This window comes from Marinobacterium alkalitolerans, assembly GCF_017776525.1.
Classification (GTDB): domain Bacteria; phylum Pseudomonadota; class Gammaproteobacteria; order Pseudomonadales; family Balneatricaceae; genus Marinobacterium; species Marinobacterium alkalitolerans.
In genome coordinates, this window is record NZ_JACVEW010000005.1 from 23,848 (window position 1) to 48,017 (window position 24,170).

The window sequence follows — 24,170 nt, forward strand, 5'->3', positions numbered from 1 at the left end:
ACAGGGAAACAGGTGAGGATACCGGCATGGATTCGGTTTTTGTGGAACAGCTCAAGCGCAGCCGCTATCTGGTCGCTCTGCTGATCGTCTTGCACGTTCTGTTGCTGGCGCTTTCGGCCAGTGGCAATGCCAGTATCGGCCAGCTGCTGGTTGTGGGCCTGTCACTGCTGGTGACGCTTGCCCTGTTTGTCATGTTGCGCAACCGAAGCATGACCCGTGCCGTTGCCCATACCCACGAGCCTCTGTTGGCGATTGACCCCAATACCGGCATTGCGACCGAACACTGGTACCGCCACATGCTGGCGCTGGAATGCCGGCGCTCCGTGCGCGAGTTCAGTCCGCTGACGGTCATGCGTATCAGCATGGGCGATCAGGTAAACCGTGAGCAGTTGCTTGAGCTGGTCCGCGTGCTCAGTGAGGAGCTGTCACGTCCCGGTGACCTGATCGGTTGGGACGGGGTGCATGAAATTGGCGCCGTCCTCCCGGCAACCAATGAGCATGCCGGAGCGCTCGCGCAACGCTGCTACGATCATATTCTCGAGCACACCAGTATTGATCCTTCTTGCCTCTGGGTCGTAGCCCAGACATTCCAGCCCCGTGGCAGCCTGAACCTGAACCGGGTTCAGGAAACGCTGACGCTGAGCATGAGCAAACTGTCTCAGCCCGGTGTTGTGTATGAGGCTGAACACGCCACCTCTCCCGATGACAATATGATCTACAACGAAGGATGAGCCTGACTTCATTCCTGCGTCGGCTGTCCAATACGCGTCAACGTGCCCTGATCTGGATTCATGGCCCGCAAGCTTGGGGGCGGGACAGGGTGCAGGACTTGCTGCCTGAATTCGAAGGCCAGGGGGTTCTGGTATCTGACCGGCCGCTGGGCGACATGCAGGCACTGTCGGCCCGAGAAGCGCATCGGTATCTCGGGCAGACGCTGGACTTTCTCGTTTTTGATGCCTTTGACGGCTTTAATCCGAACACTTTCGGTCAGCTCAGTGGTGCCCTTAAAGGCGGCGCTCCGCTGATACTGCTGACGCCTCCTGCTGATGACTGGCCCGATTTTCCCGACCCTGAATACAGGGCGCTCTGTGTTGAGCCTTATCGGCCCGAGCAGGTTGATGGACGATTTCTGGATTACCTGGTGTCCGTATTGGCAAAGTGCACATACCGGGTAAGCTGGAGCCCCGAAGGTTTGACCTTGCCCGAGCACTGGCCCTACGCCCAGCAGGTTGAGCCGCCGGGTGGCCCCTGTATGACCCCCGACCAGGCCGGTGCGGTTGATGCGATCATGCGTGCGGTATCCCGCCGCCGGCGTCCACTGGTGCTGACGGCTGACCGAGGGCGGGGCAAAAGTGCCGCGCTGGGTATTGCGGCGGCCCGGCTGCTTGAGGCAGGCAAAACGGTGGCGGTTACCGCGCCGGATGCGGGCTCCGTCGCGGCCCTGCAGCAGCAGGTCCAACAGTTGGCGCCGGCCCATGCCGAGGCGCTGTGCTTCCGCCGACCCGATCAGTTATTGCATCTGCAGGATCAGGCCCAGGTGTTGCTGGTGGATGAGGCGGCTGCCATTCCCGTTCCGGTACTGCTCCAGCTCGTTGAACGCTTTCCGCGCACGGTTTTCGCCACCACGGTCCACGGCTACGAAGGCAATGGGCAGGGCTTTGCCCTGCGTTTTCTTGCCCGGCTCCGCAGCAGGGGTATTGAATATGATGAGGTTAAACTTGAAGCGCCCATTCGCTGGTCGGCACCTGACCCGCTTGAGCAGTTGTGCCATTCCATGTTGCTGCTGGATGCTGACGCATCCCTGCCGGCCTCAGCGGGAGAGTTGAGGTTTGAGCAGGTTGACCGTGATGCCCTGATAAGCCATCCGGAATACCTGAAGCAGCTGTTCGGCCTGCTGGTGCTGGCGCATTATCGAACCTCGCCCGGTGATCTGCGCATTCTGCTGGACAGTCCCAATATGCTGCTGTTTACCGCCTGTCAGGGGGATACGCCGGTGGGGTGTGTACTGGTGGCCCGAGAGGGGCCTCTGCCCTCGGATCTGGCTGAGGCCGTGTGGGAGGGGCGTCGGCGCCCACGTGGTCACCTGTTGCCTCAGGCGCTGGTGGCGCAGGAGGGGTGGCAGGAGGCCGCCGACTGGAGCGCCTGGCGCGTTGTACGCATTGCCGTCCATCCGCAGCGGCAGCAACAGGGCATTGGAGAACAGCTTCTGCAGCAGGTTCGGTTGCAGGCAGAGGCCGAGCAGGTTGATTATCTGGGGGCCAGCTTTGCGGCGGAACCCGGGCTGGTGCGCTTCTGGCAGGCGTGTGACTACTGGCCGATTCGTTTGGGCGAGCAGCGAGATCCGGTGGCCGGGAGCCATGCCGTGATCGTCATTGCCCCCCTGACAAACGGCGTGGGCCAGTGGTTTGAAGAGGCGCGATGCTGGTATCAGCGCAGCCTTCTGGCCCGGCTGCCCGGACAGCTGGCAGATCTGGAGCCGCAGTGGCTGCCGGACCTGTTGTGCAACACCCCTGCAATTGAGCTCAGTGCAGCTGACCTCAAGCGTCTGCAGGGGTTTGCCTACGCGCAGCGCTCGTTTGAATCTTCACTGCTGCCTCTGACCCTGCTGGTACAGCGCTCGCTGTCACAGTGGTCCCGGCTGGGTCTGGATGCAGATAACCTGCACCTGCTCTGTCAGCGCGTCTTGCGTCAGGAACCCGCTGCAAAGGTGTTGCAGCCCTGCGGGCGCAAGGCTCAGCAGGCACGACTACGCCAACTGTGTGACATCATGCTGCGTCAGGTTTGCGCAGAATCATGAGCGCGCCTTCCAGCATGGCGTCATGTTCGCGACGCAGCGGGAAACGCTCCTGGTAGCACACCTCCAGACCGACCGTTTCACTTTGTGCCGCCAGTTTGTCAGGGTTATGGCGGTAGCGCCCTGAGCTGTCCAGCTCGACCCCGGCCGGGCTGGTTGTGGTTTCGATGGTAAACGCGAACAGTCCCCCCGGCATGAGTGCTGAATAGGCCGCGGTCAGCACCTGATTGAGGTCACCGGTATAGATCAGTACGTCCGTGGCGGTAATCAGGTCGATGTGACTGGATGCTGCCAGCGCCTCGATAAGGCCTGATCGGTTGAGCTCCGTGTAGATGCCCTTGGCACGTGCATGCGCAAGCATCTTGCTGGACAGGTCGCAGCCGATCATCTGTTGTGCATTCACCGCTTTCAGGAGCGCTTCGCCACAGAGCCCGGTGCCGCAGCCCAGGTCCAGAACGGTTGTCACGCTCGGTGCAGGCAGCAGCTTGGCAACCTGCTCCGCCAGCAGGCGGGGGGCATTGTATCCAAGCCGGTGTGTCAGTCGCTCCTCAAAGGCATCGGCATGCTGATCGTAGAGTGCTTGCACATAGTCATCGGGAGCGGCAGCGGTGCATCGCCCTGCGGCGGCATCCAGCATGTGGCGCACACTGGCATTGTCCGGCTCCTGAGCAAAGACGGCTTCATACAGTGGCGTTGCCAGACGGGCATGGCCCTCTTCGGCGATGTAATCCGCTACCTGCGTCAGCCATTGCGAGGGTGTATCCTTGTGTTGTGCCTGTTCCAGCACCTCTTGCACGCGGCCTGCAAGACACAGGTTCAACGCGTATTCAGGCTCTGCTTCTATACTGGCATCAAGTGTTGAAAGCTTTTCCAGCGCCTGCTCGTACTCGGTCAGGTGTCTGAGCGCTACGGCGTGACAGAGACGCGCTTCAGGGTGGTGGGCCAGTACAGGGGTTTGAGCAAGGTGGTGGTGAATGGCTGACCAGTCGCGAGTCTTTTCCAGCACCCCGAGCAGGTTGAGATGAAACGCCAGCTCCTCAGGCTGAAGTGTAATCGCCTGCTGCAAGGCTTCACCTGCCTGTTTGAGGCGACCACGGGCCTGCAGTGCCAGTGACAGATTGCTCAGCGCCTGTGCCCTGAAGCGGTTCTGCACCGGCAGCTGAGCTGCCTGCTGAAGCGACTTGGTCGCGGCCAGATGCTGGCCACTTTTGAGCTGGATTAATCCCAGCAGGTGCAGGGCATTGAAGTCCCTGGGGCGGCTGGCCAGGTGTTGGCGGCAGACGGCAGCAGCGGCCGTAAAGGCGTGCTGATGCATCAGGGCCAGCGCTTCATTCAGTGAGGGAGCAGACATTGAGTCAACCGGTATCCGTTCAACCAAAACAACACGCGCATACTAGAGAAGGTAAAATAAAAGTCCAAGTCTGGACGCAGGAGGCAGTATGAAAAAAACAGCGAGTCTGGGGCTGATTCTGGCCCTGTTGGCGGCACCGGCATGGGCTGAGAAGCCGGAATGGGCAGGGAAGAAAGGCGGGCCCGAAAAGGCTGAGAAAGCACCCAAATATGACAGAGATGAAAAAGGCTCTGCGCGGGACAGGGATGACCGCTACGAACGTGACGAAGACGACCGTTATGATCGTGACGAGCGAGGCGATTATCTGCCCTTGAGCGAGCGTGAGCGTGAGCGCCTGCGCAACTGGGTGCTGGATGAGCAATATGGCGCTTCCGACTATGCCAAGGGGCGTACGAAAGAGCTGCCGCCGGGGCTGCGCAAGAAACTGGAGCGGGGTGGTAGTTTGCCGCCGGGCTGGCAGATGAAGGTGCAGCGTGGTGAGGTGCTGGATACCGAACTCTACCGCAACGCTGAACGCCTGCCTCGGGACTATCTGGAACGGCTTGGTCGTCGCTCCGAAGCGGCTGAACTGATCGTGCTGGGTGACAGGATTGTACGTGTGGCCGAGGGCCGAGGCACCGTACTGGATGTGATCGAGCTGACCGATAAGGCTCTGGAGGTACTGGGGAACTAGGCCGAGGCCCGGCTCCCCCTGCAAGGCAGGCTTAGCCTGCCTTGCGTGTTTGACGTGCCTTTTTCTGCGCTTCTTTTTGCGCGGCCAGTGCTGCCTTGGCATTGGCCTTGAACTGCGCCGCCTCGAGCTGATGCTTGTTCAGCAGCTTGTAGAAGTCGGTGCGGTTACGCTGAGCGATACGAGCAGCGTGCGTCACGTTGCCTTCCGTAATCTGCAGTACCTTGATCAGGTAGCGACGTTCGAAGTCTGCACGTGCCTCGTTGAAGGACGGAATAACCCGTTCCTGATTGGCCAGAGCCTTGGAGACCAGTCCTTCCGGAATGATGGGGGAGGGGCTGAGTGCAACGACCTGCTCCATCACGTTTTCCAGCTGGCGCACATTGCCGGGCCAGGCTGCCTGAGCCAGCAGGTGCAGAGCACCCGGCGAAATGCCGCGAACCTTGCGGTTGTGTTTCTGGGCTGCCTGCGTCAGGAAATGGCGGGCCAGCAGGGGAATATCTTCCGGGCGCTCGCGCAGCGGCGGCAGCTCGAGGTTCACCACGTTCAGGCGGTAGTACAGGTCTTCACGGAACTCCTGGCTCAGCATGGCCGCTTCCAGGTCACGGTGAGTCGCCGAGATGACGCGTACATCGATGGGAATCGACTCGGTTGAGCCGACCGGACGGATGACACGTTCCTGCAGAGCGCGCAGCAGCTTGACCTGCAGTGCCAGTGGCATGTCACCGATCTCATCGAGGAACAGGGTGCCGCCCTGTGCCGCGCGGAACAGGCCGGAGTGCTGGTTGATCGCGCCGGTGAAGGCACCTTTGGTGTGGCCAAAGAGTTCGGACTCAAGCAGCTGCTCAGGCAGCGCACCACAGTTGATGGCTACAAACGGCTGGTCGGCTCGCGCACTGGCCTTGTGAATGGCGCGTGCAACCAGTTCCTTGCCGCTGCCACTCGGGCCGGTAATCAATACACTGACATCCGAGGCCGCCACTCGATGCGCCTGATCCAGTACCTCAGACATTGGGCCGCTGTGGCTGATGATGCCTTCGCGCCAGGTTTGATCCTGCTGGCGCTGGGAGCTGTTCAGTGCAGCACGAACGGTGTCCAGCAGGTGCTGTTTGTCGATCGGCTTGGACAGGAAGCCAAACACGCCTTTCTGGGTCGCTTCCACGGCCTCGGGAATGGAGCCATGTGCCGTGATGATAATGACCGGCAGATCAGGCTGCTCCTGCTGAATCCGTGAAAAGAGCGTCAGGCCATCCATGCCGTCCATCCGCAGGTCGGTCAGAACCAGATCAAAGCTCTGCTGGTTGATCATGGCCAGAGCGTCTTCGCCGCTTTCGGCGCAATCCGTGCTGTAACCGGATGCTTTCAGGCGCATTTCCAGCAGCTTAAGCAGAGCGGTATCATCATCAACCAGCAGGATATGGGGGGTTGACGTCATCTGTCAGTGCTCCTCACGCTGTCGCGTTATCTGTCGTTCCAAATCTGTCAGGGCATCGACCTGACGTTCAAGTTCCATCTTCTGCAACTGCAGGGTTTCAATCTGTTGCAGGGCTTCCAACTGCAGCGCCAGCCGGCGCTGGTGGTTAGCCAGATACTGGTCGGCCCGGCAGTGCTCAAGGGGACTCAGCGGGAGTGTGGTCAGTATCTGCTGAGCACGTTCCAGTTGGGTCTGCGACTGCCCGGGGCTACTCAACAGAAGTGCGTACAGCGCAGTCTTCTGTCGTTGTTCGGCGTCTACAAGGAGTGCTCGCTTGTCACTAATTGTAGACGAAATAAAACGATGTTCATATTTTATCCAGTCGTTAAGCTGACCCTCATCAAAACGGCAGGTGCCGTCGTCGGCGCCGGTGCCCGGTTGCCCGGATGGCGGCAGCAGCCAGGGACTTTGGCAGCCGGCCAGCAGGGCGAGGGTCAGTACGATCAGGGGCAGTCGCAACATGGTTCAGGGCTCCAGTGTCGGCAGTTCCAGTGCGAACTCAACCCAGCGGTCACGGTTATGCACCACGCCCAGGCTGGCGCCGAGTGAGTCGCTGGCCTGGTGCGCAATGCTCAAACCGATACCCGAGCCCTTGAGCGGGCCCTTGCGCTTGTTCTGCCCCTGATAAAAGGGATCGAACAGTTGCTCAAGATCCTGTGCGGGGATTTCGGGGCCGCTGTTGCCGACCGTGAGCCTGAGCTGGTGCTGGCGCAGCTCTCCCGTGATGCTGATCTGGCCACCGTTATCCGCATAGTGAACGGCATTGGATATCAGGTTGCTGAGAATGCGTTGCAGCATCTGAGCATCGGTATACCAGTGGTCCACATTGTTGAGCGTAATGTCCGTCTGTAACTGCTTCTGTTCTATTTGCAGCTTGAAAGGCCCCATTATACGCTCCAGCAGCGTTTGCAGGTGAACTTTATCCCGTTGCAGCCTTCCCGGCTGCTGCAGACGGTTATAGTCGAGCAGCTGTTCAATCAATGTCTGCAGGCTGACGCTGTTTTGCTGCAGCAGTGAAACAATCTCGTGCTGGTTGGGTGTCAGGGGGCCGGCCAGCTCTTCTGCCAGCAGGTCTGCGCCTTCACGCAGGGTGGTGAGCGGTGTTTTCAGTTCGTGGGAGATATGGCGCAGAAAGCGGACCTTGTCTTCCTCCAGTGACTGCAGGCGCTCGGCCAGCCAGTCCAGCTGCTCGTTGACCTCTGCCAGTTCAACGGGGCCCTGTAGAGCCTTGCCCTGACTGCGCTCCCCCTCGCCCAGGGCACGAATCCGGCTAATCAGTTGCTGTACCGGCCGGTTGATGCGACCACTGAAAAACACCATCAGGACCGCAGACGCCGCCACCAGCCAAAGGGCCTGCCAGCCGGTGTTGCGCTGTTCCGCTCGGGTTTGTTGCTCCAGCAGTGCCAGACGGCTGTCAAAGGCTCGCTCAACGCGGGCGCTGAGCTGTCGGGTTTCGGTGAGGAACTGTTCAAGCAGGTCGGGCGCAAAGCGGGGTGACTCGGGCGCGAGTGACTGTGCTTTCAGGCGTTCCAGCAGGGGTGATAGCGGGCCTGAAAGTGTGTCCGCACCCGCCGGGAAGTCCGGGCTTTGCAGCAGGCTTTCAAAGGCGTCCAGTTGGCTCAGCAAGCGTGAGCGGAGTTCGTGACGGTTGACGATGTCGTACTGACGTGCGGAGCGGATGATGTCCTCGGCCTGGGTCAGCATCTGCTCCGTGTGGCGCCGGCTTTGGAGCATCTCTCGTGCCAGGCTGCGGGCACGCTCAGACTGGTCGACCAGTGCGTTGCCCGACTGGTACATGAGGACGGCCAGCGGGACAACGGCTGACATGAACGCCAGCAGCACGAGCTGCTTCAATGAATGTGTATGCCAGGGTAAAGCCATTGTCCGCAATCGAAGTCCGTAACCGAGCCGGTGCCTAAGGGCCAGCATCAAAAGGGCGACACTTTAGGGTGGGCAGGATGAACCTTGGATGAATCGGGCAGGTAAGCGTTTGAAAGCGAAGCAGTATGGCAACAGGGAGTGCCCCTGTTGCCGGGCCGGTCACTCAAGCCGGAAGCCGATACGGAGCACGACCTGATAGTGAGCAATCAGGCCGTTTTCGATATGGCCACGCATCTCTTTGACTTCATACCAGTTCAGGTGCTCGACCGATTCGGATGCCTTGGCAATGGCGTTGCGAATGGCGTCATCGTGACTTTCGGTGGATGACCCGGCCACTTCGATTAGCTTGTAGACATGATCCGACATGTTGAAACTCCCTGTGATGAATGTTTACTGAGTGTAGGTCATGTTTTTTCGTCCTGTTTGATTGGATGCCTGCAGCGCCTTGGACATAATAAAGAGAAGGGATGGATTCATGCGGGAGCGCCTTATGCTCGGTGGTGTAAAAGTGTCAGTGGCAGTCGTTGCAGTGGCGATGCTGTTGGCCGGTTGTAAAAGTCAGGACATAAAGCCTGCGGATCAGGACGCCTTGCTGCGTGGCGTGCTGGCCGTCTCTCAGGGGCAATACTGGTTCGAGAGCTGTCTGGGTGGAGAGCGTCTGGCAGTGGCAGCACTGCCTGAGGTGTTGGAGCAGGCCTATAGGCGTCAAAGTCTGGGCGATGACTGGCCCGTTTACGTGGAGGCCTTTGGCCGGATTGAGGCGAGCCATGTGGAACTGAGCCGGGGCGTTGTCCTGGGTGGAGGGGCACGTGCCTGCCAGTTCGGGCTGGACGGCATCGAACTGAGAGGTGTCTCGGAGGATGGAGCGGTGGTGTTCGACCTGACCCGGGATCAGATTCGGGTCCGTTTTCGGGACCGGCTTATGCATCTGGCATTCGAGCGTCCCGAGCCGGAAGCTGCCGATATCGAAAACCCGAGGCCGAGGCGACACTGGAAACAGCAGATGCAAAGCAGTAACAGACGGCATAAGGTGTCGTTGTCAGTGGCCCCCGAAGCCTGCACCGGGCCAAGGGGGGGCTGGTATGGCATGAGCATGGAAGCTGACGTCAACGGGCGCTATTTCAAGGGCTGCGCGCGTCTGGGTGACCTGTCGCACTGGCCATTGCGAGAGCGCTATACCACACTCGCGTCGGTCGCCACTCGCAGGATTGATCTCATGCTGATGCCTGATGGCTTACTCGTATGGCGAGAGGACTACCTCAATGACCAACCGCTGCTGGAACATGACGGGCACTGGCGGCGGGTGTCCAGTGACCGCATTGAGCTGTCATTGGATGGCCGGGGCTCAGGCCCGGCACTGGTCTTTTCGGTCTCCCCCAATGGCGAGCTGAATCTGGCAGCCTATCATCCGGCCTATGGCAATGAACTGACGCTGGCGCCTGCTGCCGGCCCAATGCGGTACGACTCCGGCGAGCTGGACTGGTGGCGCTGATCGCTAGCGTTCAAGCAGCCGATCACGTGCTTCATTGATCTTGGCCGCCAGATAGGCGCTGCCTTCACGGTCCGGGTGCAGTTTCTGGATCAGGCGCCGGTGTGCGGCGAGGATTGCTTCTCGGCTGGCGCCGTCTTCCAGCCCCAGAATATCCAGCGCTTCCTGACGCGACATGCCGTTCTGGCTGGCATTTTTGCGGTGCTGCTGTTTTGACTGATTCCGGGGGCCACTGCGTTGCTGTGATTGCCACCAGCGAGCCAGTGCCGGCATGAAGCGCAGAAGCAGCGGAAGAAGCTTTTTCAAAAACGGCAGCACCAGTGCGATGAGGGCGCCCAGCCAGTGCATGCGCCCCGTGATGGCCAGATACAAAAGGCCGATCACCACGAACAGCAGTACCAGTTTCCAGCTGGCGCTGCGACGCTGCTCCGGTGGCTGTTTCTGCCACCAGAACCAGCTGCCCAGAGCAATGATGCCGAATAGAACCAAACCCAGTGGGTGCATCGTCTCTCCCGTCATTCTGTGGCGGCAGAGCGAGCACCCCGATCAGGTGTCCGCCTTGCCGATATAGCGCTCGCGCTTGCGAGCCTTGACCTTGTGTGTGTCGACCAGCACCAGGCCATCGATGCAGTAGTTGAAATCCGCATCGACGCCGAAGTCGAGAAAACTGACCCCGCCCGGCTCACAGAGTTCACTGTACTGCTTATACAGTGTAGGTACGGATACACCGAGAAAATCGAGCTGTTCCCGCAGTCGACTGAAGTCCTCGCGGTAGTCCGTGCCGCTGAAGATGGAGCCTACCACGGCCGTTGCATCGGCATCGAGCTGGTAGGGACTCAGGGAGCGGGCAAGGTTCTGGTGGTCGGGGAAGTAGTGGCGGTAGAACCAGACCAGCAGATCGCGCGCCCGTTTGGGGTAGCTGTGACTGAGGCTGACCGGTCCGAACATGTATCGCACTTCAGGGTGCCGGCGCAGGTAGGCTCCGATACCGTACCAGAGGTAGTCCAGCGAGCGCTTGCCCCAATAGCGCGGCTGCACGAAGCTGCGGCCCAGCTCAATACCCTGCGCAAATACCGCCTGCATGGACTCGCTGTACTGGAACAGGGATTCACTGTAGAGCGGCTTGTCCGGGGACTCCATGCGCTGAGGGCCTTCTCCGATCCGGTAGGCACCGGCGATTTCAAGGTCGTCTTCATCCCACAGGATCAGGTGCCGGTAGTACTGGTCGTAGGTATCCAGGTCGCGCTTTTCGCCGGTGCCTTCCCCCACGGTGCGGAAGGCTTCTTCACGCAGGCGGCCGATTTCGCCCATGACGGCGGAGTCAGGTTTATAGTCGAACAGATAGATTTTCTTGCCGTCGTGCGTCTGGCCCAGCAGTTCGGCCTGCTTGAGTTCCTGCTTCAGCGCCTTGCGGTCCTGAGGGTGGGCAATGGTTTTCTCTGTCATGAACAGAGGTTCTTTGTTGCGCGCAATACGATACAGGTGCTTTTTCAGCAGCTTGGCCTTGTCACGGTTGGACACCGGAACGGCGTCCAGCTGGCTGAAGGCAATTGGCTCGCCCACGCGCACGGGCAGGGTCACGGAACGCTTGTTGAACATTTCGCGGGCCAGCATCAGGGTGGAGGCTGACTTGTTCAGATAGGACAGGCCGTAGAACAGGGGCGAGTTGCGCCCACCCAGATAGATCGGCAGCACCGGTGCGTTGGCCTTGCGGGCGAAGTGCAGAAAGCCGCTGTTCCACTTGCCGTCACGAATGCCCGTCAGACCCGCGCGGGAAACCTCGCCGGCCGGAAAAACGACGACCGCTTCTTCGTTCTGCAGTGCCTCGACGATGCGTGCGATATTTTGCTTGCGGGTGCCCTTGCCCAGATTATCGACTGGCAGAAACAGGTTTTTGAGGGCGTCAAAGCTCATCAGCAGATCGTTGGCGATGATCTTGACGTCCCGGCGTACCTCGCCGACCAGCTTCAACAGGGCCAGTCCATCCAGCGCGCCCAAAGGGTGGTTCGCTACAATCACCACACGCCCCGTCGAGGGGATGTTCATGCGCTCTTTGTAGCTCAGCGAGTAGCTGAAGTTGAAGTAATCCAGAACTTCATCGACGAACTCGAAACCCTGCACGCCTCTGTGGGTGTCCAGAAATCGGTTGATCTCGTCTTCACGGATAAGACGTCGCAGGCAGAATAGGGTAGAGCGCTTGACCGGGGCCGGCTTGTCAGCAAATGCGGGAAACTTGTTTACCAGTACCTGTTCTACATCGATGTGCATGTTCAGTCACCTCTCTCGCTTGCCGCCCTACACTATGGCGAACAGGTGACAGCGAGGTGACTGGCAGGTGACCGCAGTATGACACGCGATCAGTCATTGAGGCTTTTGTGCCAGGGATCCTGATCTTCCTTACGGCGGCCTCGGCTCTGGCGGCGGTCTGATTTGCCGGGCTCAAAGCGGATATCTTCCCTGCGATCTGCTGCCTGGCGGCGGTCATGCCCTTTACGGCGTTCGCGACCGTTCCAGTCGTTCTGTTCTGACATTGGACTTGCTCCCTGAGTTGATTCATGCGTGAATAGCGACCCGTTTGTACAGTGTAAACCAATGTCAGCTCCAACTCCTGAAAACACTCAATCGCCCGGTCAGCGCAAGATCATTCATCTGGACTGCGACTGCTTTTTTGCCGCGGTTGAAATGCTTGAGCATCCGGAATGGCGGGATATTCCCCTGGCAGTGGGTGGTGCCTCCGAACGCCGTGGCGTCATCTCCACCTGCAACTATCCGGCGCGCGCCTATGGCATACATTCGGCCATGCCCAGCGCCAAGGCGTTGCAGCTGTGCCCGCATCTCAAGCTGGTGTCGGGCAATATGGCGCGCTATCGGGAGGTGGCGGAGCAGATATTTGCCATCTATCGCCGTTTCACCGATCTTATCGAGCCGGTATCCATCGATGAAGCCTATCTGGATGTATCAAACACCCGCTTGCTGGACGGCAGTGCTACCCGCATTGCTCAGGCCATTCGTGAACAGGTGAGAGATGAGACCGGTATTACGGTATCGGCCGGTGTGGCCCAGAACAAGTTTCTGGCCAAGGTCGCCAGTGACTGGAACAAGCCCGATGGACTTTGTGTCATCACCCCGGATCAGCAGGCTGAGTTTGTGGCCAGCCTGGAGGTGAAGAAAATACCCGGCGTGGGACCGAGAACTCAGGAGAAACTGATGGGTCTGGGAGTGGGGACCTGTTCCGAATTGCAGTCGCTATCGCTGCTGGAGTTGCAGAACCACTTTGGCAAGTTTGGCGAGCGCCTCTGGCAACTGGCGCGCGGTGAAGACAGCCGTGAAGTACGCACCCACCGCGAGCGGAAATCAATCAGCGTTGAGCACACCTATAGTCAGGACCTGCCGGGGCTGGCCCAGTGTATGGAGCAGCTTGACCCGCTGATGGATGACCTAGCACGCCGTTTTGAGCGTCATCGCGCCTCGCGTCAGATTCTGGGGCTGGTGGTCAAAGTGAAATTCAACGACTTTACCCAGACCACGGCTGAGTGCCGTTCGGATCAGCCGCACAAGGGGCTCTTCGCATCGCTGATGGAGGAAGCCTGGCACCGCGGTGCACGGCCTGTGCGTCTGCTGGGTGTCGGCTATCGGCTGGGGGCAAAAGAGGGAGAGGCGGAAGCCGAGCAGCTTCCGCTGTTTTGATCAGCCCTTGGGTGTCAGAGGCTGGCTTTCAAACTGGATGCCGTCCCAGCCGCTGACCATGAAGTTGCGGATATTGCCGTGGTCGCTGCCATCAGGCGTATTCAGCACGTCACGGTAAAAGCGACCGAAGCAGGCCAGTGTCTGCTCCTGGTTCAGCTGGAGCAGTTGTCCAAGCGCAAAAATCTTGCATGAGCCTTCGTTCTGGCCGGCCTCGTTACGTATCTCGCCGTTGCTGAATGCAGAAGGCGTATAGTCAAAGTGCTCGTTAATTACGGCCTGGGTGTCTTCAAAATCCAGCCCGTCGTCCTGGCCGATCCGGTTGGCAAACTCTTCCGGCGTCATCAGTCTGTCCTCTTGAGGTATCGAATGTTGCAGCCGGGCATTATGCCGTCAGTGGCTGCCATTGCACAGGGCGTATGTCGAGCTGCAGCAGACGCTGCACCAGTTCCGTATTTGGCGCCGCTTCCCCCAGTTGTTGGCAGCGTCGGATGACGGCCCCGCTGATATCATCCAGTTCCAGCGGTCGGCCCTTCTCTCGGTCTACCAGCATGGACGTTTTGATGGCATCAAACTGGCTGATCAGGTTGAACATCTCATCCACGTCAGCGGCTGTCAGTGTTACCTCATCGGCGCTGGCGGCGATAGCTGTCTCCTGCATCATGGCGTAGACCGTTTTGCCCAGTGCAGGGTCTGCGGTGAGGCTGCGTGTATCCAGCCCCGTCAGCGCGCTGAGCGGGTTCACCCCATTGTTGATCAGCAGTTTTTTCCAGAGTTCGTAGCGGATGTTGAGTGTGGTACGGGTCGGTATCTGTGCCTCATTCAGGGCCTTGGCCAGTGCGGTCAGGGTCGGGTCCTCGGCGTCTACTTGAGGCCAGCGCCCCATGACCACCTGTGCCGGGCCGCGTGCCTCAATTTGACCGGGGGCGATGATATGCCCGCCGATGCGTACTGCCAGACCGCCCAGAGTGCGGGCTTCACCCACTACACCTGCGATGAGTGGCTCGTTATCGACGCCGTTTTGCAGCGACAGTATCGGTGCCGAGCCCTGCAGCAGCCAGTCTTTGGCCTCGTTCAGCCAGTGTGCTGTAGCGCCGGACTTGAGAGTAAGCATGATCAGGTCGTAATCATCACACTGCCGTTGCGCCAATAGCTCATGCATGGAAAGCGCATCGACAGGGGCCTGGAACTGCAGTGCTTCATGCTCGACGCTGAGGCCCTGTTGCTGCATGGCCTTGAGATGCTCACCGCGGGCGACAAAGGTAACGTCGTGGCTGGCTTCGATCAGCCGGGCACCGTAATAGCAGCCGATACCACCGGCACCGATAATCAAACACTTCATCCGATTCTCCTTCTGGCAAGCGTTCGGTTGTACCGCAAAAGCCTGATCAGATAAACCGCCTTTACCGGAACAACGTACACCCGAAGATGGAACAAGGAGAATGAGATGAAAATAGCGGTGAGTGACGTCAAAAAGCAGTTTGGCCAGATTGAACGTCTGGTACTGCGCGCCTTTGAGAGCAGCATGTACCTGGTTCAGGTCAAGCTGAAACAGGGCAGCGAGCTACTGAATGTGTGTGATGATGAGGGAACCATTATGCGTTTCAATAGCCAGCTGGATGCCAAGCTTCCCTTCAAGGGGCTGGGGATCGAGAGCACGGTCTTGATTCACGAAAGTCCCTACAACGAGATGATCGGGATGCCGGCCACCGAAAAACCGGCACCCCTGGAAGTCAAGCTGGCGAACCCGGATGATGACCTTTCATAAACGGCATTACAGCAGGTAACGGTAAAGTGCTGCCGTGATCACGCCAGCTGCAATTGCGGGCAGGGGCTTTTTGATCACCAGCATGGTCAACACGGTCGCCAGCAGCGCCAGTCGAGCACCGTTGTCACCTTCCACCGCCATGGGCGTGATCAGCGCCACCAGCACCGAGCCGGACATGGCGTTGATGAACTGCTTCACCCTGTACCCGATCGGCACATAGGACATGACAAATACGCCGCCCCAGCGGGTGGCCAGAGTGACCAGCGCCATGGCGATAATCACCAAAAGGGTTCCGATGCCGGCGGTTTCAACGTTCATGGTGCTGCTCCTGCCAGACAGTGCCAAGGATGCCGCCGGCCAGCGCGCCGGTGATGACGTGACTGTTTTCGGGCAGATACCAGTAGGCCAACAGGGATGAGAGGGCAGCCGTGGCCCAGATAAACAGCATGCGCAGGTTCTTTTCGCCACCCACCACCATCGCCAGCAGGAAACAGCCCATCACCATATCCAGCCCCAGGCTCTTGGGGTTCTGAATGGCGCTGCCAAAGCTGATGCCGAGCCAGGTACCGATGACCCAAAACAGCCAGAGCACCAGACCGCCACCGACCAGCAACCCAAGGCCCGGTTGGCCGCGGCTGAAGGCCTGCATGGACATGGCCCAGTTGGCATCGGATGCAACGGCCATAACGGCGTAACGCTTGGCTGGCGGCAGGTGTTTCAACCAGGGGAAAAGCGTTGCGCCCATGAGGAGGTGACGTGCGTTGATGGCAAATACCGTGATCAGGATGGTGAACAGTGGGACCTGAGCCCCCCAGAGTTCAAGGGTGGCAAACTGTGAAGCCCCGGCAAACACCAGTGCGCTCATGCTGATGGTCATGGCGGCGCTCAAGCCCTCCTGGGCGGCAGCGACACCGAAGGCAATGCCAAACGCGATGACGAACAGGGCGATGGGCGCCAGCTGCTTGAAGCCCGACCAGATCAGAGGCCCGTCCAGTTGATGTAATCCTTGATCTGCATCTGCCATGACTCATACCTTCCAAGCTGTTCAGCGGGGCACTATGCATGTTTATTAGCATTTTTTAAAGTGAGCCTGTCAGGCCCAGGGGCTTATCCTCAAAGGTGGATGGTGTACTCTGATGGGAATTTTACCGGGCTCGAGATGAAACTGATGAGTAACGATCTGGTTCTGTTTGTCGTATTTGTTGCCCTGCTGTTGTTGGTTGTGCGACACAAGCGTGCAAAAAGGCGCCGGGAAGGGCGTCCGGCAAGAGGCGCTGTGCACCGGCGTCATCATGAAACACCAATGGGTGAAGGCGGTGGAATGGGTGGCGACAGCGATGGGGATGGTGGCGACGGGGACTGAGGGCTCCCGCGTGATTGTATAGGTTTCAGGCATGCTGTCTGTCTCTCATCGAGAAGAATCCAGTCGGTGCTTGTATATATGGTTTTTCATATATATGATTTTCCATATATGGATTAAGGCTTGAATCCAGTCACTTGAAAAGGGATGGGCCATGGGTACGACCGGTAACGAACTGTCCGCAGTACAGTTCTACAAGGCGCTCGCGGACGACGTGCGGCTTAACTGTTTGATATTGCTCCTTGAAAGGGAGCTGTGCGTGTGTGAGCTGGTTGAGGTGCTGGATCAGTCGCAGCCCAAGATTTCGCGCCACCTTGCTCAGCTTCGCAAAACGGGTCTGCTGCTGGATCGGCGTCAGGGGCAGTGGGTCTATTATCGTCTGCACCCGTTGATGAGTGACTGGATGCGCGAGGTCATTCGGCTGACGCGCGATAACTGTCAGATGTTTGTGGCTGAAGCCGAGCGGCGCCTGGCTGCCATGCCGGACCGTCCACTGAGTTGTGCTCCGAGTTGAATGATTCAGGGCTGAGATCGAGGCATCAAGCAGGGCAGGGAGATCATCATGGGTATTTTCGAGCGTTATATGACACTTTGGGTGGGGCTGAGCATTCTGGCCGGTGTCCTGCTGGGCAACTGGGTGCCGGAGGTGTTTGGTGTCATCGCACAGTGGGAATATGCCCACGTCAATCTGGTCGTGGCCGTGTTCATCTGGGTCATGATCTACCCGATGATGGTGCAGATCGACTTCAGTGCCATCCGGGATGTGGGCAAGAAGCCCCGAGGGCTGGTGCTGACGCTGGTCGTTAACTGGCTGATCAAGCCGTTCACCATGGCGGCACTTGGGTGGCTGTTTTTCCGCGTTCTGTTTGCCGACTGGGTCGACCCCGAAAGTGCCGGTGAATACATCGCCGGCATGATTCTGTTGGGCGTGGCACCCTGCACGGCCATGGTCTTTGTCTGGAGCCAGCTGACCAAGGGTGATCCCAATTACACGCTGGTGCAGGTATCCGTGAATGACATTATCATGGTGTTTGCCTTCGCGCCAATTGCCGCCTTTCTGTTGGGGGTAAGTGATATCCATGTGCCCTGGGAAACGCTGCTGCTGTCGGTGGTGCTCTATGTGGTGCTGCCACTGGTGGCCGGTGCCTGGACACGCCATCAGCTCGAACGGCGGGGCGATGGGCACGTCCTTGAGTCCTTTCTGCATCGGCTCAAGCCCTGGTCAATTCTGGGATTGCTGGCAACGGTGGTGTTGCTGTTCGGGTTTCAGGCAGAGACGATCCTGGCTCAGCCGCAGACCATTGTGCTGATCGCCATTCCCCTGCTGATTCAGACCTATGGCATCTTTGCACTGGCATATACCGCTGCACATTGGTTGCGCCTGCCCCACCAGGTGGCGGCTCCGGCCTGCATGATCGGTACCTCAAACTTCTTCGAGCTGGCGGTCGCCGTGGCCATTTCCCTGTTTGGTCTGCATTCCGGGGCGGCATTGGCAACGGTGGTGGGCGTTCTGGTGGAAGTGCCGGTCATGCTGTCGCTGGTTGCCTTTGCCAACCGCACCCGTCACTGGTTTGACCAGCCGTGAGGGTGAAAATGACCTGTTTCGTATCAATACAGTGTTGAGGAAATAATGAATGAGTATCAAAGTCGGTATTAATGGCTTTGGCCGTATGGGGCGCCTGACCATGCGTGCCATCTACGATCAGCCCGACGTCGAGATCGTGCAGATCAACGATCCGGCCGGTGATGCGGCCACGCTGGCGCACCTGATGAATTTTGATTCCGTTCACGGGCGTTGGCAGCATGAAGCGCAAGCCGATGGCGATCAGATGAGCATTGATGGTCAGTCGATTCAGGTCACGGCCAACAAAACGATTGCCGAGACTGACTGGTCAGGCTGTGATCTGGTGATTGAGGCGTCCGGCAAAATGAAAACCCGGGCCTTGCTGCAGGCCTATCTGGATCAGGGCGTGAAGCGGGTGGTGGTCACGGCGCCGGTGAAGGAAGAGGGCGTGCTCAACATCGTCATGGGTGTGAATGACGACCTGTATGACCCCGAGCAGTATCCGATTGTGACCGCGGCTTCCTGCACCACCAACTGTCTGGCACCGGTGGTCAAGGTGGTACACGAGCAGCTGGGCATCAAGCACGGCTCCATGACGACCATTCACGACATCACCAATACTCAGACCATTCTGGATGCGCCGCACAAGGATCTGCGTCGTGCCCGTGCCTGCGGCATGAGCCTGATTCCGACCACCACCGGTTCCGCTACGGCGATCACCCATATCTTCCCGGAGCTGCAGGGCAAGCTGAACGGCCACGCCATTCGTGTGCCGCTGGCCAATGCCTCGATCACCGATTGCGTGTTCGAGGTTGCGCGTGAAACCACTGTGGAGGAGGTGAATGCGCTGTTGAAGCAGGCGGCAGATGGCGAGCTTGAGGGTGTGCTGGGCTACGAAGAGCGCCCGCTCGTCTCCATCGATTACCGTACCGACCCGCGCTCCAGCGTGGTCGATGCCTTGTCCACCATGGTGGTGAATGGTACTCAGGTGAAACTCTACCTCTGGTACGACAACGAGTGGGGCTATGCCAACCGCACGGCGGAGCTGGCGCTGAAAGTCGGGCGTCTGGATCAGGTTTGAATATGCTGAGTCAGCTGTCTCCCGCTATCCGCCAGTATCTGGTCGTGACCGGGAACTACTGGGCGTTCACCCTGACTGATGGGGCGCTGCGTATGCTGGTGGTGCTGCATTTTCACGGTCTGGGCTATTCGCCGCTGGAGATCGCCCTGCTGTTCCTGTTCTACGAGATCTTCGGTGTGGTGACCAACCTGGTGGGTGGCTGGCTGGGGGCTCATCTGGGCTTGAACCGAACCATGAACATCGGATTGGGCCTGCAGGTGGTGGCGTTGGCGATGTTGCTGGTCCCCGCCGCCTGGCTGACCGTGCCCTGGGTGATGGCGGCGCAGGCACTATCGGGCATTGCCAAGGACCTGAACAAGATGAGTGCCAAAAGCTCGATCAAGCTGCTGGTGCCTGAAAACGCTCAAGGGGCGCTCTACAAGTGGGTCGCCATTTTGACGGGCTCCAAGAATGCGCTCAAAGGGGCCGGCTTTTTTCTGGGCGGTGCTCTGTTGATGCTGCTCGGGTTTGCAGGGGCGGTCGCCGCCATGGCCATTGCGCTGGCGCTGGTCTGGGGGTTGAGCCTGGTGTTGCTGAAAAAGGATCTCGGCAAGGCGAAGCAGAAACCCAAATTCCGTGACATCCTGTCCAAGAGCGAAGCGGTCAACATTCTATCGGCCGCCCGCATGTTTCTGTTCGGGGCGCGTGATGTCTGGTTTGTGGTCGCGCTCCCGGTGTTTCTGTCGCAGACGCTGGGCTGGAACCACAGCCAGACCGGAGGCTTTCTGGCACTCTGGGTGATCGGCTACGGACTGGTGCAGGCGGTGGCGCCCCGACTCACCGGCAAGGCTGCCGGAAAGGTGCCGGACGGACGCGCTGCGACGCTGTGGGCTGCGCTGCTGACGCTGCTGCCAGCGGCGATTGCACTCGGGCTGATGCAAGGTCTGAGCCCGGCACTGGTGGTCGTGGCGGGGCTGCTGGTGTTCGGGGCGGTATTTGCCGTGAATTCCTCTCTGCACAGCTATCTGATTGTGAGCTATGCCAGCCGTGAGGGTGTCTCTCTGGATGTGGGGTTCTACTACATGTCGAACGCCATGGGGCGACTGATCGGGACGGTTCTGTCTGGCTGGGTGTTTCAGGCGGCGGGTCAGGGCGTTGCCGGGCTGGAAGTATGCCTCTGGGTTTCGGCGTTGTTCCTGTTGCTGACAACACTGATTTCACTGCGGTTGCCCGCGACTGAGTCTGTCTGAGTGGTGGCTTGACGCAAATGCATAAAAAAACCGGCCCAGAGGGGCCGGTTTTTTTGTTTCGGGGTGCTTACTTGATCCGCATGCCCGGCTGAGCGCCAGCGTGCGGTTCCAGAATCCACAGGTCTTCACCACCGGGGCCGGCAGCCAGTACCATGCCTTCGGATACGCCAAACTTCATCTTGCGCGGAGCGAGGTTGGCCACCATGACAGTCAGCTTGCCTTCCAGATCTTCCGGCTTGTAGGCGGACTTGATGCCGGCAAAGACATTGCGGGTTTCGCCACCCAGATCCAGCGTCAGGCGCAGCAGCTTGTCGGCGCCGTCCACATGTTCGGCCTTGGCGATTCTGGCGACACGCAGGTCCACCTTGGCAAAGTCCGGGAACTCGATGGTATCGGCAATCGGCTCCTTGCTCAGCTCGGTTTCAGCGGCAGCCGGCTTGGCTGACTGAACCTGCGGCTGAGCCTGAAGGCTCTGTTTGGAGTCCTCGATCAGCTCCTCGATCACCTTTTCGTCCACACGCTGCATCAGCGGTTTGAACTTGTTGATCTGGTGATCCAGCAGGGGCTCCTTGACGGCATCCCAGGCCAGGGTGTCGATGTTGAGGAACTCACAGGCTTTCTCGGCTACTTCCGGCAGCACCGGGGCCAGGTAGCTGATGATGACGCGGAACAGGTTGATGCCCAGGCTGCAGCAGGCCTGAACTTCGGCCTCGCGGCCTTCCTGCTTGGCCAGTACCCAGGGCTCGGCGTTGTCGATGTACTGGTTGGCCTTGTCAGCCAGGTGCATGATTTCACGCATGGCACGGCCGTATTCGCGCTTCTCGTATGCGTCCGCTACAACATCGCCCAGTGCCACCGCTTCTTGGTAGAGCGCTTCGTTAGCCAGAGTGCTGTCCAGCTGGCCGTCAAACTTCTTCTTGATGAAGCCGGCACAGCGGCTGGCGATGTTGACCACCTTGTTCACCAGGTCCGCGTTCACGCGGTAGCGGAAGTCTTCCAGGCTCAGGTCGATATCATCAATGCCGGAGCCCAGCTTGGCGGCGAAGTAGTATCGCAGGTACTCCGGGCGCAGGTGCTTGAGATAGGTCTCCGCCATGATGAAGGTGCCGCGAGACTTGGACATCTTCTGCCCGTTGACGGTCAGGAAGCCGTGACAGAATACGCCGGTTGGGGTGCGGAAGCCCGCGCCCTTGAGTTCGGCAGGCCAGAACAGGGTGTGGAAGTAGGCGATATCCTTGCCGATGAAGTGGTACAGCTCGGCATCGGAATCCGGCTTCCAGTATGCATCGAAATCGACACCGTTCTTGTCACACCAGTTCTTGAAGCTGGCCATGTAACCGATTGGGGCGTCCATCCAGACATAGAAGTATTTGCCCGGTGCATCGGGGATTTCAAAGCCCCAGTAGGGCGCATCACGGGAGATGTCCCACTCCTGCAGGCCGGACTCGAACCATTCGTTGAGCTTGTGCGTCATCTGGGTCTGTACGTGTTCATTGACCCAGCCACGCAGGAAGTCTTCAAAGTCCGCCAGTTTGAAGAAGAAATGCTCGGATTCTTTCTCGATCGGAGTGGCGCCCGAGATGGCCGAGTAGGCGTTCTTCAGTTCGGTGGGCTGGTAGGTCGCGCCACAGGCTTCACAGGAGTCACCGTACTGATCCTTGGCACCGCACTTGGGGCACTCACCCTTGATGAAGCGGTCCGGCAGGAACATGTTCTTAACCGGGTCGTACGCCTGGGTAATGGTACGGCGGGTAATGTGTCCGGCGTCACGCAGGCGCTCGTAAATCAGAGCCGAGAAATGACGATTCTCCTCCGAGTGGGTGGAGTAGTAGTTGTCGAAGTTGACCATGAAGCCGGCAAAATCGCGCTGGTGCTCGGTGCTGACCTGATCAATCAGCTCCTGCGGGCTTTTGCCCATCTGGTCGGCCTTGAGCATGATCGGCGTACCATGGGCATCGTCAGCACAGACGTAGGTGCACTCATGACCACGCTGTTTCTGAAAACGAACCCAGATATCGGTCTGGATATACTCCACCAGGTGGCCCAGATGAATGGGGCCATTGGCATAGGGCAGGGCACTGGTAACGAGAATCTTGCGCTTGCTTTCGGACATCGTTGGCTCTGAGTCGGTTGAGAACGAAAATAAAGGGGGACATTCTACGCCTGATTGATCCCCGAATGAAGGCTGGTAGCGGCTATGCTAGAATTCGCCGCCCTGATAACCGATCCTGTCCCTGAATACTGAGTGTAGAGGTAGCTGATGGCCCTTCCCCGCGTGGAGCCTGAGAAGTACAACGCCCTGCTGGCCGAGAAACAGGCCCGCATTGAAGCGCAGTTTGCCGAGTTTGATCTGCCCGATATCGAGGTTTTTACGTCGCAGCCGGAACATTATCGCCTGCGCGCGGAGTTTCGTACCTGGCATGACGGGGATGACCTCTACTATGTCATGTTCGACGGTGACAAGCGGACCCCGGTTCGTCTGGACAGCTGCCCCATGGTGTCCGAGCGCATCCATGACATGATGTTCAAGCTGCTGGACGTGATCCGCCCGGATCCGGTGCTGCGCTTCAAGCTGTTCCAGATCGACTTCCTCAGCACGCTGTCAGGTGAACTGCTGGTGAGCCTGCTGTATCACCGTCAGCTGGATGACGAGTGGGTCGAGCGTGTGAAACCGCTGCGCGAGCAGTTCAACATCGACATCATCGGTCGTGCACGCAAGCAGAAGATCCTGCTGGAGCGTGATTACGTGGTGGAGACACTGAACATCAAGGGCCGTCCCTACCGCTACAAACAGGTGGAAAACGGCTTCACCCAGCCCAACGGTCACGTATGTGAAAAAATGATCGAATGGGCGATCGATGCCTCGGCCCACGCGGGCGGTGATCTGGTTGAGTTTTACTGTGGCAACGGCAACTTCACCCTGCCGCTGGCGCAGAACTTCCGCCGGGTGGTGGCGACCGAAATTTCCAAGGTCTCGGTGCGCAGCGCGCTCTGGAACCTGGAGGAGAACGGCATCGAGAATATTGATGTGTTGAGAATGCCCTCCGAGGATCTGTCCCTGATTCTGAAGGGCGAGAAAACCAGCCGCAAAGTACAGGGCCTGGCATTGGAAGAGTGTGAGTTCAGCACCGTGTTTGTGGATCCGCCACGCTGTGGTCTGGATGAGCATACGGTTGAGCAGGTGTGCGAATATCCGCATATTCTCTACATCTCCTGCAACCCGGATACCTTGCATGAAAACCTCAGGCAGATCAGCAAGACACATAAACTGGAACGGTTCGCGATCTTTGACCAGTTCCCCTACACCGACCACCTTGAGTGCGGTGTCTATCTGACCCGCCGCTGAGTACTCTGATGATGAAGGGAGGCCCCATGCTCTATTTCTGGCTGGCGCTGGCGTTTGTCGCCGGCATGATGATGCCCATGCAGGCCGGTGTGAACAGTACGCTGGCGCTGCACAGTAACGGTGCGCTCTGGGCTTCCTGGATTTCGTTTGCCGTTGGGACGCTGGCCCTGTTGGGCGTTGTGGTCGCCATGCGCTACCACTGGCCGCTGACGGCTGAGCTCAAGCAGGCACCCTGGTGGGCCTGGACGGGCGGCTTCATGGGGGCGCTCTTTGTGGCGACCGGTGCCTTTCTGGCGCCGCGCATCGGTGCGGCCACCATGGTGGCCCTGTTGGTGGCGGGTCAGTTGATCATGTCCGTGATTCTGGATCATTTTGGCTGGGCCACTTTCCCGCAACATGACATCAACCTTGGGCGGGTGCTGGGCATTCTGTGTCTGCTGGCAGGTGTGGTGCTGATACGCATGCACTGAGCGGGGAAC

26 protein-coding genes are annotated in these 24,170 nt (G+C 59.1%); 13 read left to right on the forward strand and 13 right to left on the reverse strand.

Annotation, left to right across the window (positions count from 1 at the left end; translation table 11 throughout):
• Positions 1–26: 26 nt before the first annotated feature.
• Positions 27–731 (forward strand): nucleotidyl cyclase domain-containing protein, encoded by a 705-nt coding sequence (locus H9C73_RS04410; protein ID WP_209286586.1) that lies wholly within the window; start codon positions 27–29, stop codon positions 729–731.
• A complete protein-coding gene (locus H9C73_RS04415; RefSeq protein WP_209286587.1) occupies positions 728–2,797 on the forward strand; it encodes a tRNA(Met) cytidine acetyltransferase TmcA in 2,070 nt (689 codons plus the stop codon). Before H9C73_RS04410 ends, H9C73_RS04415 begins: the two co-directional genes overlap by 4 nt.
• Here H9C73_RS04415 and H9C73_RS04420 read toward each other — a convergent pair.
• Positions 2,766–4,145, reverse strand: a complete 1,380-nt coding sequence (locus H9C73_RS04420; protein ID WP_209286588.1) for a methyltransferase — start codon at positions 4,143–4,145, stop codon at positions 2,766–2,768. The genes H9C73_RS04415 and H9C73_RS04420 overlap by 32 nt on opposite strands.
• 88 nt (positions 4,146–4,233) lie before the next feature.
• Here H9C73_RS04420 and H9C73_RS04425 point away from each other — a divergent pair, with 88 nt between their 5' ends.
• Positions 4,234–4,818, forward strand: coding sequence for a hypothetical protein (locus H9C73_RS04425; RefSeq protein ID WP_209286589.1), 585 nt, complete (start codon positions 4,234–4,236; stop codon positions 4,816–4,818).
• Positions 4,819–4,849: 31 nt separating this feature from the next.
• On the opposite strand, the gene H9C73_RS04430 is transcribed toward H9C73_RS04425, so the two are convergent.
• From H9C73_RS04430 to H9C73_RS04445, 4 genes are all read right to left on the reverse strand, one after another.
• Entirely contained in the window at positions 4,850–6,250 is a 1,401-nt protein-coding gene (locus H9C73_RS04430) for a sigma 54-interacting transcriptional regulator (RefSeq protein WP_209286590.1), read from the reverse strand.
• Between the two features lie 3 nt (positions 6,251–6,253).
• Positions 6,254–6,751 (reverse strand): hypothetical protein, encoded by a 498-nt coding sequence (locus tag H9C73_RS04435; protein ID WP_209286591.1) that lies wholly within the window; start codon positions 6,749–6,751, stop codon positions 6,254–6,256.
• Between the two features lie 3 nt (positions 6,752–6,754).
• Positions 6,755–8,143 carry a sensor histidine kinase gene (locus H9C73_RS04440; RefSeq protein WP_209286592.1) on the reverse strand — a complete coding sequence of 463 codons (1,389 nt, stop codon included), beginning with the start codon at positions 8,141–8,143 and terminating at the stop codon, positions 6,755–6,757.
• Positions 8,144–8,329: 186 nt separating this feature from the next.
• Positions 8,330–8,536 (reverse strand): dodecin, encoded by a 207-nt coding sequence (locus H9C73_RS04445; RefSeq protein ID WP_209286593.1) that lies wholly within the window; start codon positions 8,534–8,536, stop codon positions 8,330–8,332.
• 109 nt (positions 8,537–8,645) lie between these two features.
• Between H9C73_RS04445 and H9C73_RS04450 the strand changes: the two genes are divergently transcribed.
• Entirely contained in the window at positions 8,646–9,662 is a 1,017-nt protein-coding gene (locus H9C73_RS04450) for a hypothetical protein (RefSeq protein ID WP_209286594.1), read from the forward strand.
• Between the two features lie 3 nt (positions 9,663–9,665).
• Here the strand turns inward: H9C73_RS04450 and H9C73_RS04455 are convergent, their stop codons facing one another.
• The 3 genes from H9C73_RS04455 to H9C73_RS04465 form a co-directional block, all read right to left on the reverse strand.
• Complete coding sequence (locus tag H9C73_RS04455) at positions 9,666–10,163, reverse strand: J domain-containing protein (protein ID WP_209286595.1); 498 nt, start codon at positions 10,161–10,163, stop codon at positions 9,666–9,668.
• A gap of 42 nt (positions 10,164–10,205) precedes the next feature.
• Positions 10,206–11,927 carry a GNAT family N-acyltransferase gene (locus H9C73_RS04460; RefSeq protein ID WP_209286596.1) on the reverse strand — a complete coding sequence of 574 codons (1,722 nt, stop codon included), beginning with the start codon at positions 11,925–11,927 and terminating at the stop codon, positions 10,206–10,208.
• Positions 11,928–12,016: 89 nt separating this feature from the next.
• Positions 12,017–12,190 carry a hypothetical protein gene (locus tag H9C73_RS04465; protein ID WP_209286597.1) on the reverse strand — a complete coding sequence of 58 codons (174 nt, stop codon included), beginning with the start codon at positions 12,188–12,190 and terminating at the stop codon, positions 12,017–12,019.
• Between the two features lie 61 nt (positions 12,191–12,251).
• On the opposite strand from H9C73_RS04465, the gene dinB reads away from it, so the two are divergent.
• The gene (gene dinB / locus H9C73_RS04470) at positions 12,252–13,346 is read left to right on the forward strand and encodes a DNA polymerase IV (protein ID WP_209286598.1); all 1,095 of its coding nucleotides are present in this window, start codon (positions 12,252–12,254) and stop codon (positions 13,344–13,346) included.
• Here dinB and H9C73_RS04475 read toward each other — a convergent pair whose 3' ends face one another.
• Entirely contained in the window at positions 13,347–13,688 is a 342-nt protein-coding gene (locus tag H9C73_RS04475) for a HopJ type III effector protein (RefSeq protein ID WP_209286599.1), read from the reverse strand.
• Between the two features lie 40 nt (positions 13,689–13,728).
• On the reverse strand, positions 13,729–14,685 hold the full coding sequence (locus H9C73_RS04480) for a ketopantoate reductase family protein (protein WP_209286600.1): 957 nt from the start codon (positions 14,683–14,685) through the stop codon (positions 13,729–13,731).
• Between the two features lie 105 nt (positions 14,686–14,790).
• Here H9C73_RS04480 and H9C73_RS04485 point away from each other — a divergent pair, with 105 nt between their 5' ends.
• Positions 14,791–15,111 carry a DUF6482 family protein gene (locus tag H9C73_RS04485; RefSeq protein WP_209286601.1) on the forward strand — a complete coding sequence of 107 codons (321 nt, stop codon included), beginning with the start codon at positions 14,791–14,793 and terminating at the stop codon, positions 15,109–15,111.
• 6 nt (positions 15,112–15,117) lie between these two features.
• Here the strand turns inward: H9C73_RS04485 and H9C73_RS04490 are convergent, their stop codons facing one another.
• Both H9C73_RS04490 and H9C73_RS04495 read right to left on the reverse strand, forming a co-directional pair.
• Positions 15,118–15,429, reverse strand: coding sequence for an AzlD family protein (locus H9C73_RS04490; RefSeq protein WP_209286602.1), 312 nt, complete (start codon positions 15,427–15,429; stop codon positions 15,118–15,120).
• Entirely contained in the window at positions 15,419–16,135 is a 717-nt protein-coding gene (locus H9C73_RS04495) for an AzlC family ABC transporter permease (RefSeq protein ID WP_209286603.1), read from the reverse strand. The genes H9C73_RS04490 and H9C73_RS04495 overlap by 11 nt, the downstream gene beginning before the upstream one ends.
• Positions 16,136–16,279: 144 nt before the next feature.
• Here H9C73_RS04495 and H9C73_RS04500 point away from each other — a divergent pair, with 144 nt between their 5' ends.
• The 5 genes from H9C73_RS04500 to arsJ all read left to right on the forward strand — a co-directional run bounded on the left by H9C73_RS04500 (position 16,280) and on the right by arsJ (position 20,345).
• Positions 16,280–16,474 (forward strand): hypothetical protein, encoded by a 195-nt coding sequence (locus H9C73_RS04500; protein WP_209286604.1) that lies wholly within the window; start codon positions 16,280–16,282, stop codon positions 16,472–16,474.
• Positions 16,475–16,625: 151 nt separating this feature from the next.
• Complete coding sequence (locus H9C73_RS04505; RefSeq protein WP_209286605.1) at positions 16,626–16,985, forward strand: metalloregulator ArsR/SmtB family transcription factor; 360 nt, start codon at positions 16,626–16,628, stop codon at positions 16,983–16,985.
• A gap of 48 nt (positions 16,986–17,033) precedes the next feature.
• On the forward strand, positions 17,034–18,056 hold the full coding sequence (gene arsB / locus H9C73_RS04510; RefSeq protein WP_209286606.1) for an ACR3 family arsenite efflux transporter: 1,023 nt from the start codon (positions 17,034–17,036) through the stop codon (positions 18,054–18,056).
• A gap of 49 nt (positions 18,057–18,105) precedes the next feature.
• Entirely contained in the window at positions 18,106–19,116 is a 1,011-nt protein-coding gene (locus H9C73_RS04515) for an ArsJ-associated glyceraldehyde-3-phosphate dehydrogenase (RefSeq protein WP_209286607.1), read from the forward strand.
• Between the two features lie 2 nt (positions 19,117–19,118).
• Positions 19,119–20,345, forward strand: coding sequence for an organoarsenical effux MFS transporter ArsJ (arsJ, locus tag H9C73_RS04520; RefSeq protein ID WP_209286608.1), 1,227 nt, complete (start codon positions 19,119–19,121; stop codon positions 20,343–20,345).
• Between the two features lie 67 nt (positions 20,346–20,412).
• Here the strand turns inward: arsJ and metG are convergent, their stop codons facing one another.
• Entirely contained in the window at positions 20,413–22,458 is a 2,046-nt protein-coding gene (metG, locus tag H9C73_RS04525) for a methionine--tRNA ligase (RefSeq protein ID WP_209286609.1), read from the reverse strand.
• A 147-nt stretch (positions 22,459–22,605) separates the two neighbouring features.
• Between metG and trmA the strand changes: the two genes are divergently transcribed.
• Entirely contained in the window at positions 22,606–23,691 is a 1,086-nt protein-coding gene (gene trmA, locus H9C73_RS04530) for a tRNA (uridine(54)-C5)-methyltransferase TrmA (protein WP_209286610.1), read from the forward strand.
• Positions 23,692–23,717: 26 nt separating this feature from the next.
• Entirely contained in the window at positions 23,718–24,161 is a 444-nt protein-coding gene (locus tag H9C73_RS04535; protein ID WP_209286611.1) for a DMT family transporter, read from the forward strand.
• Positions 24,162–24,170: the final 9 nt, after the last annotated feature.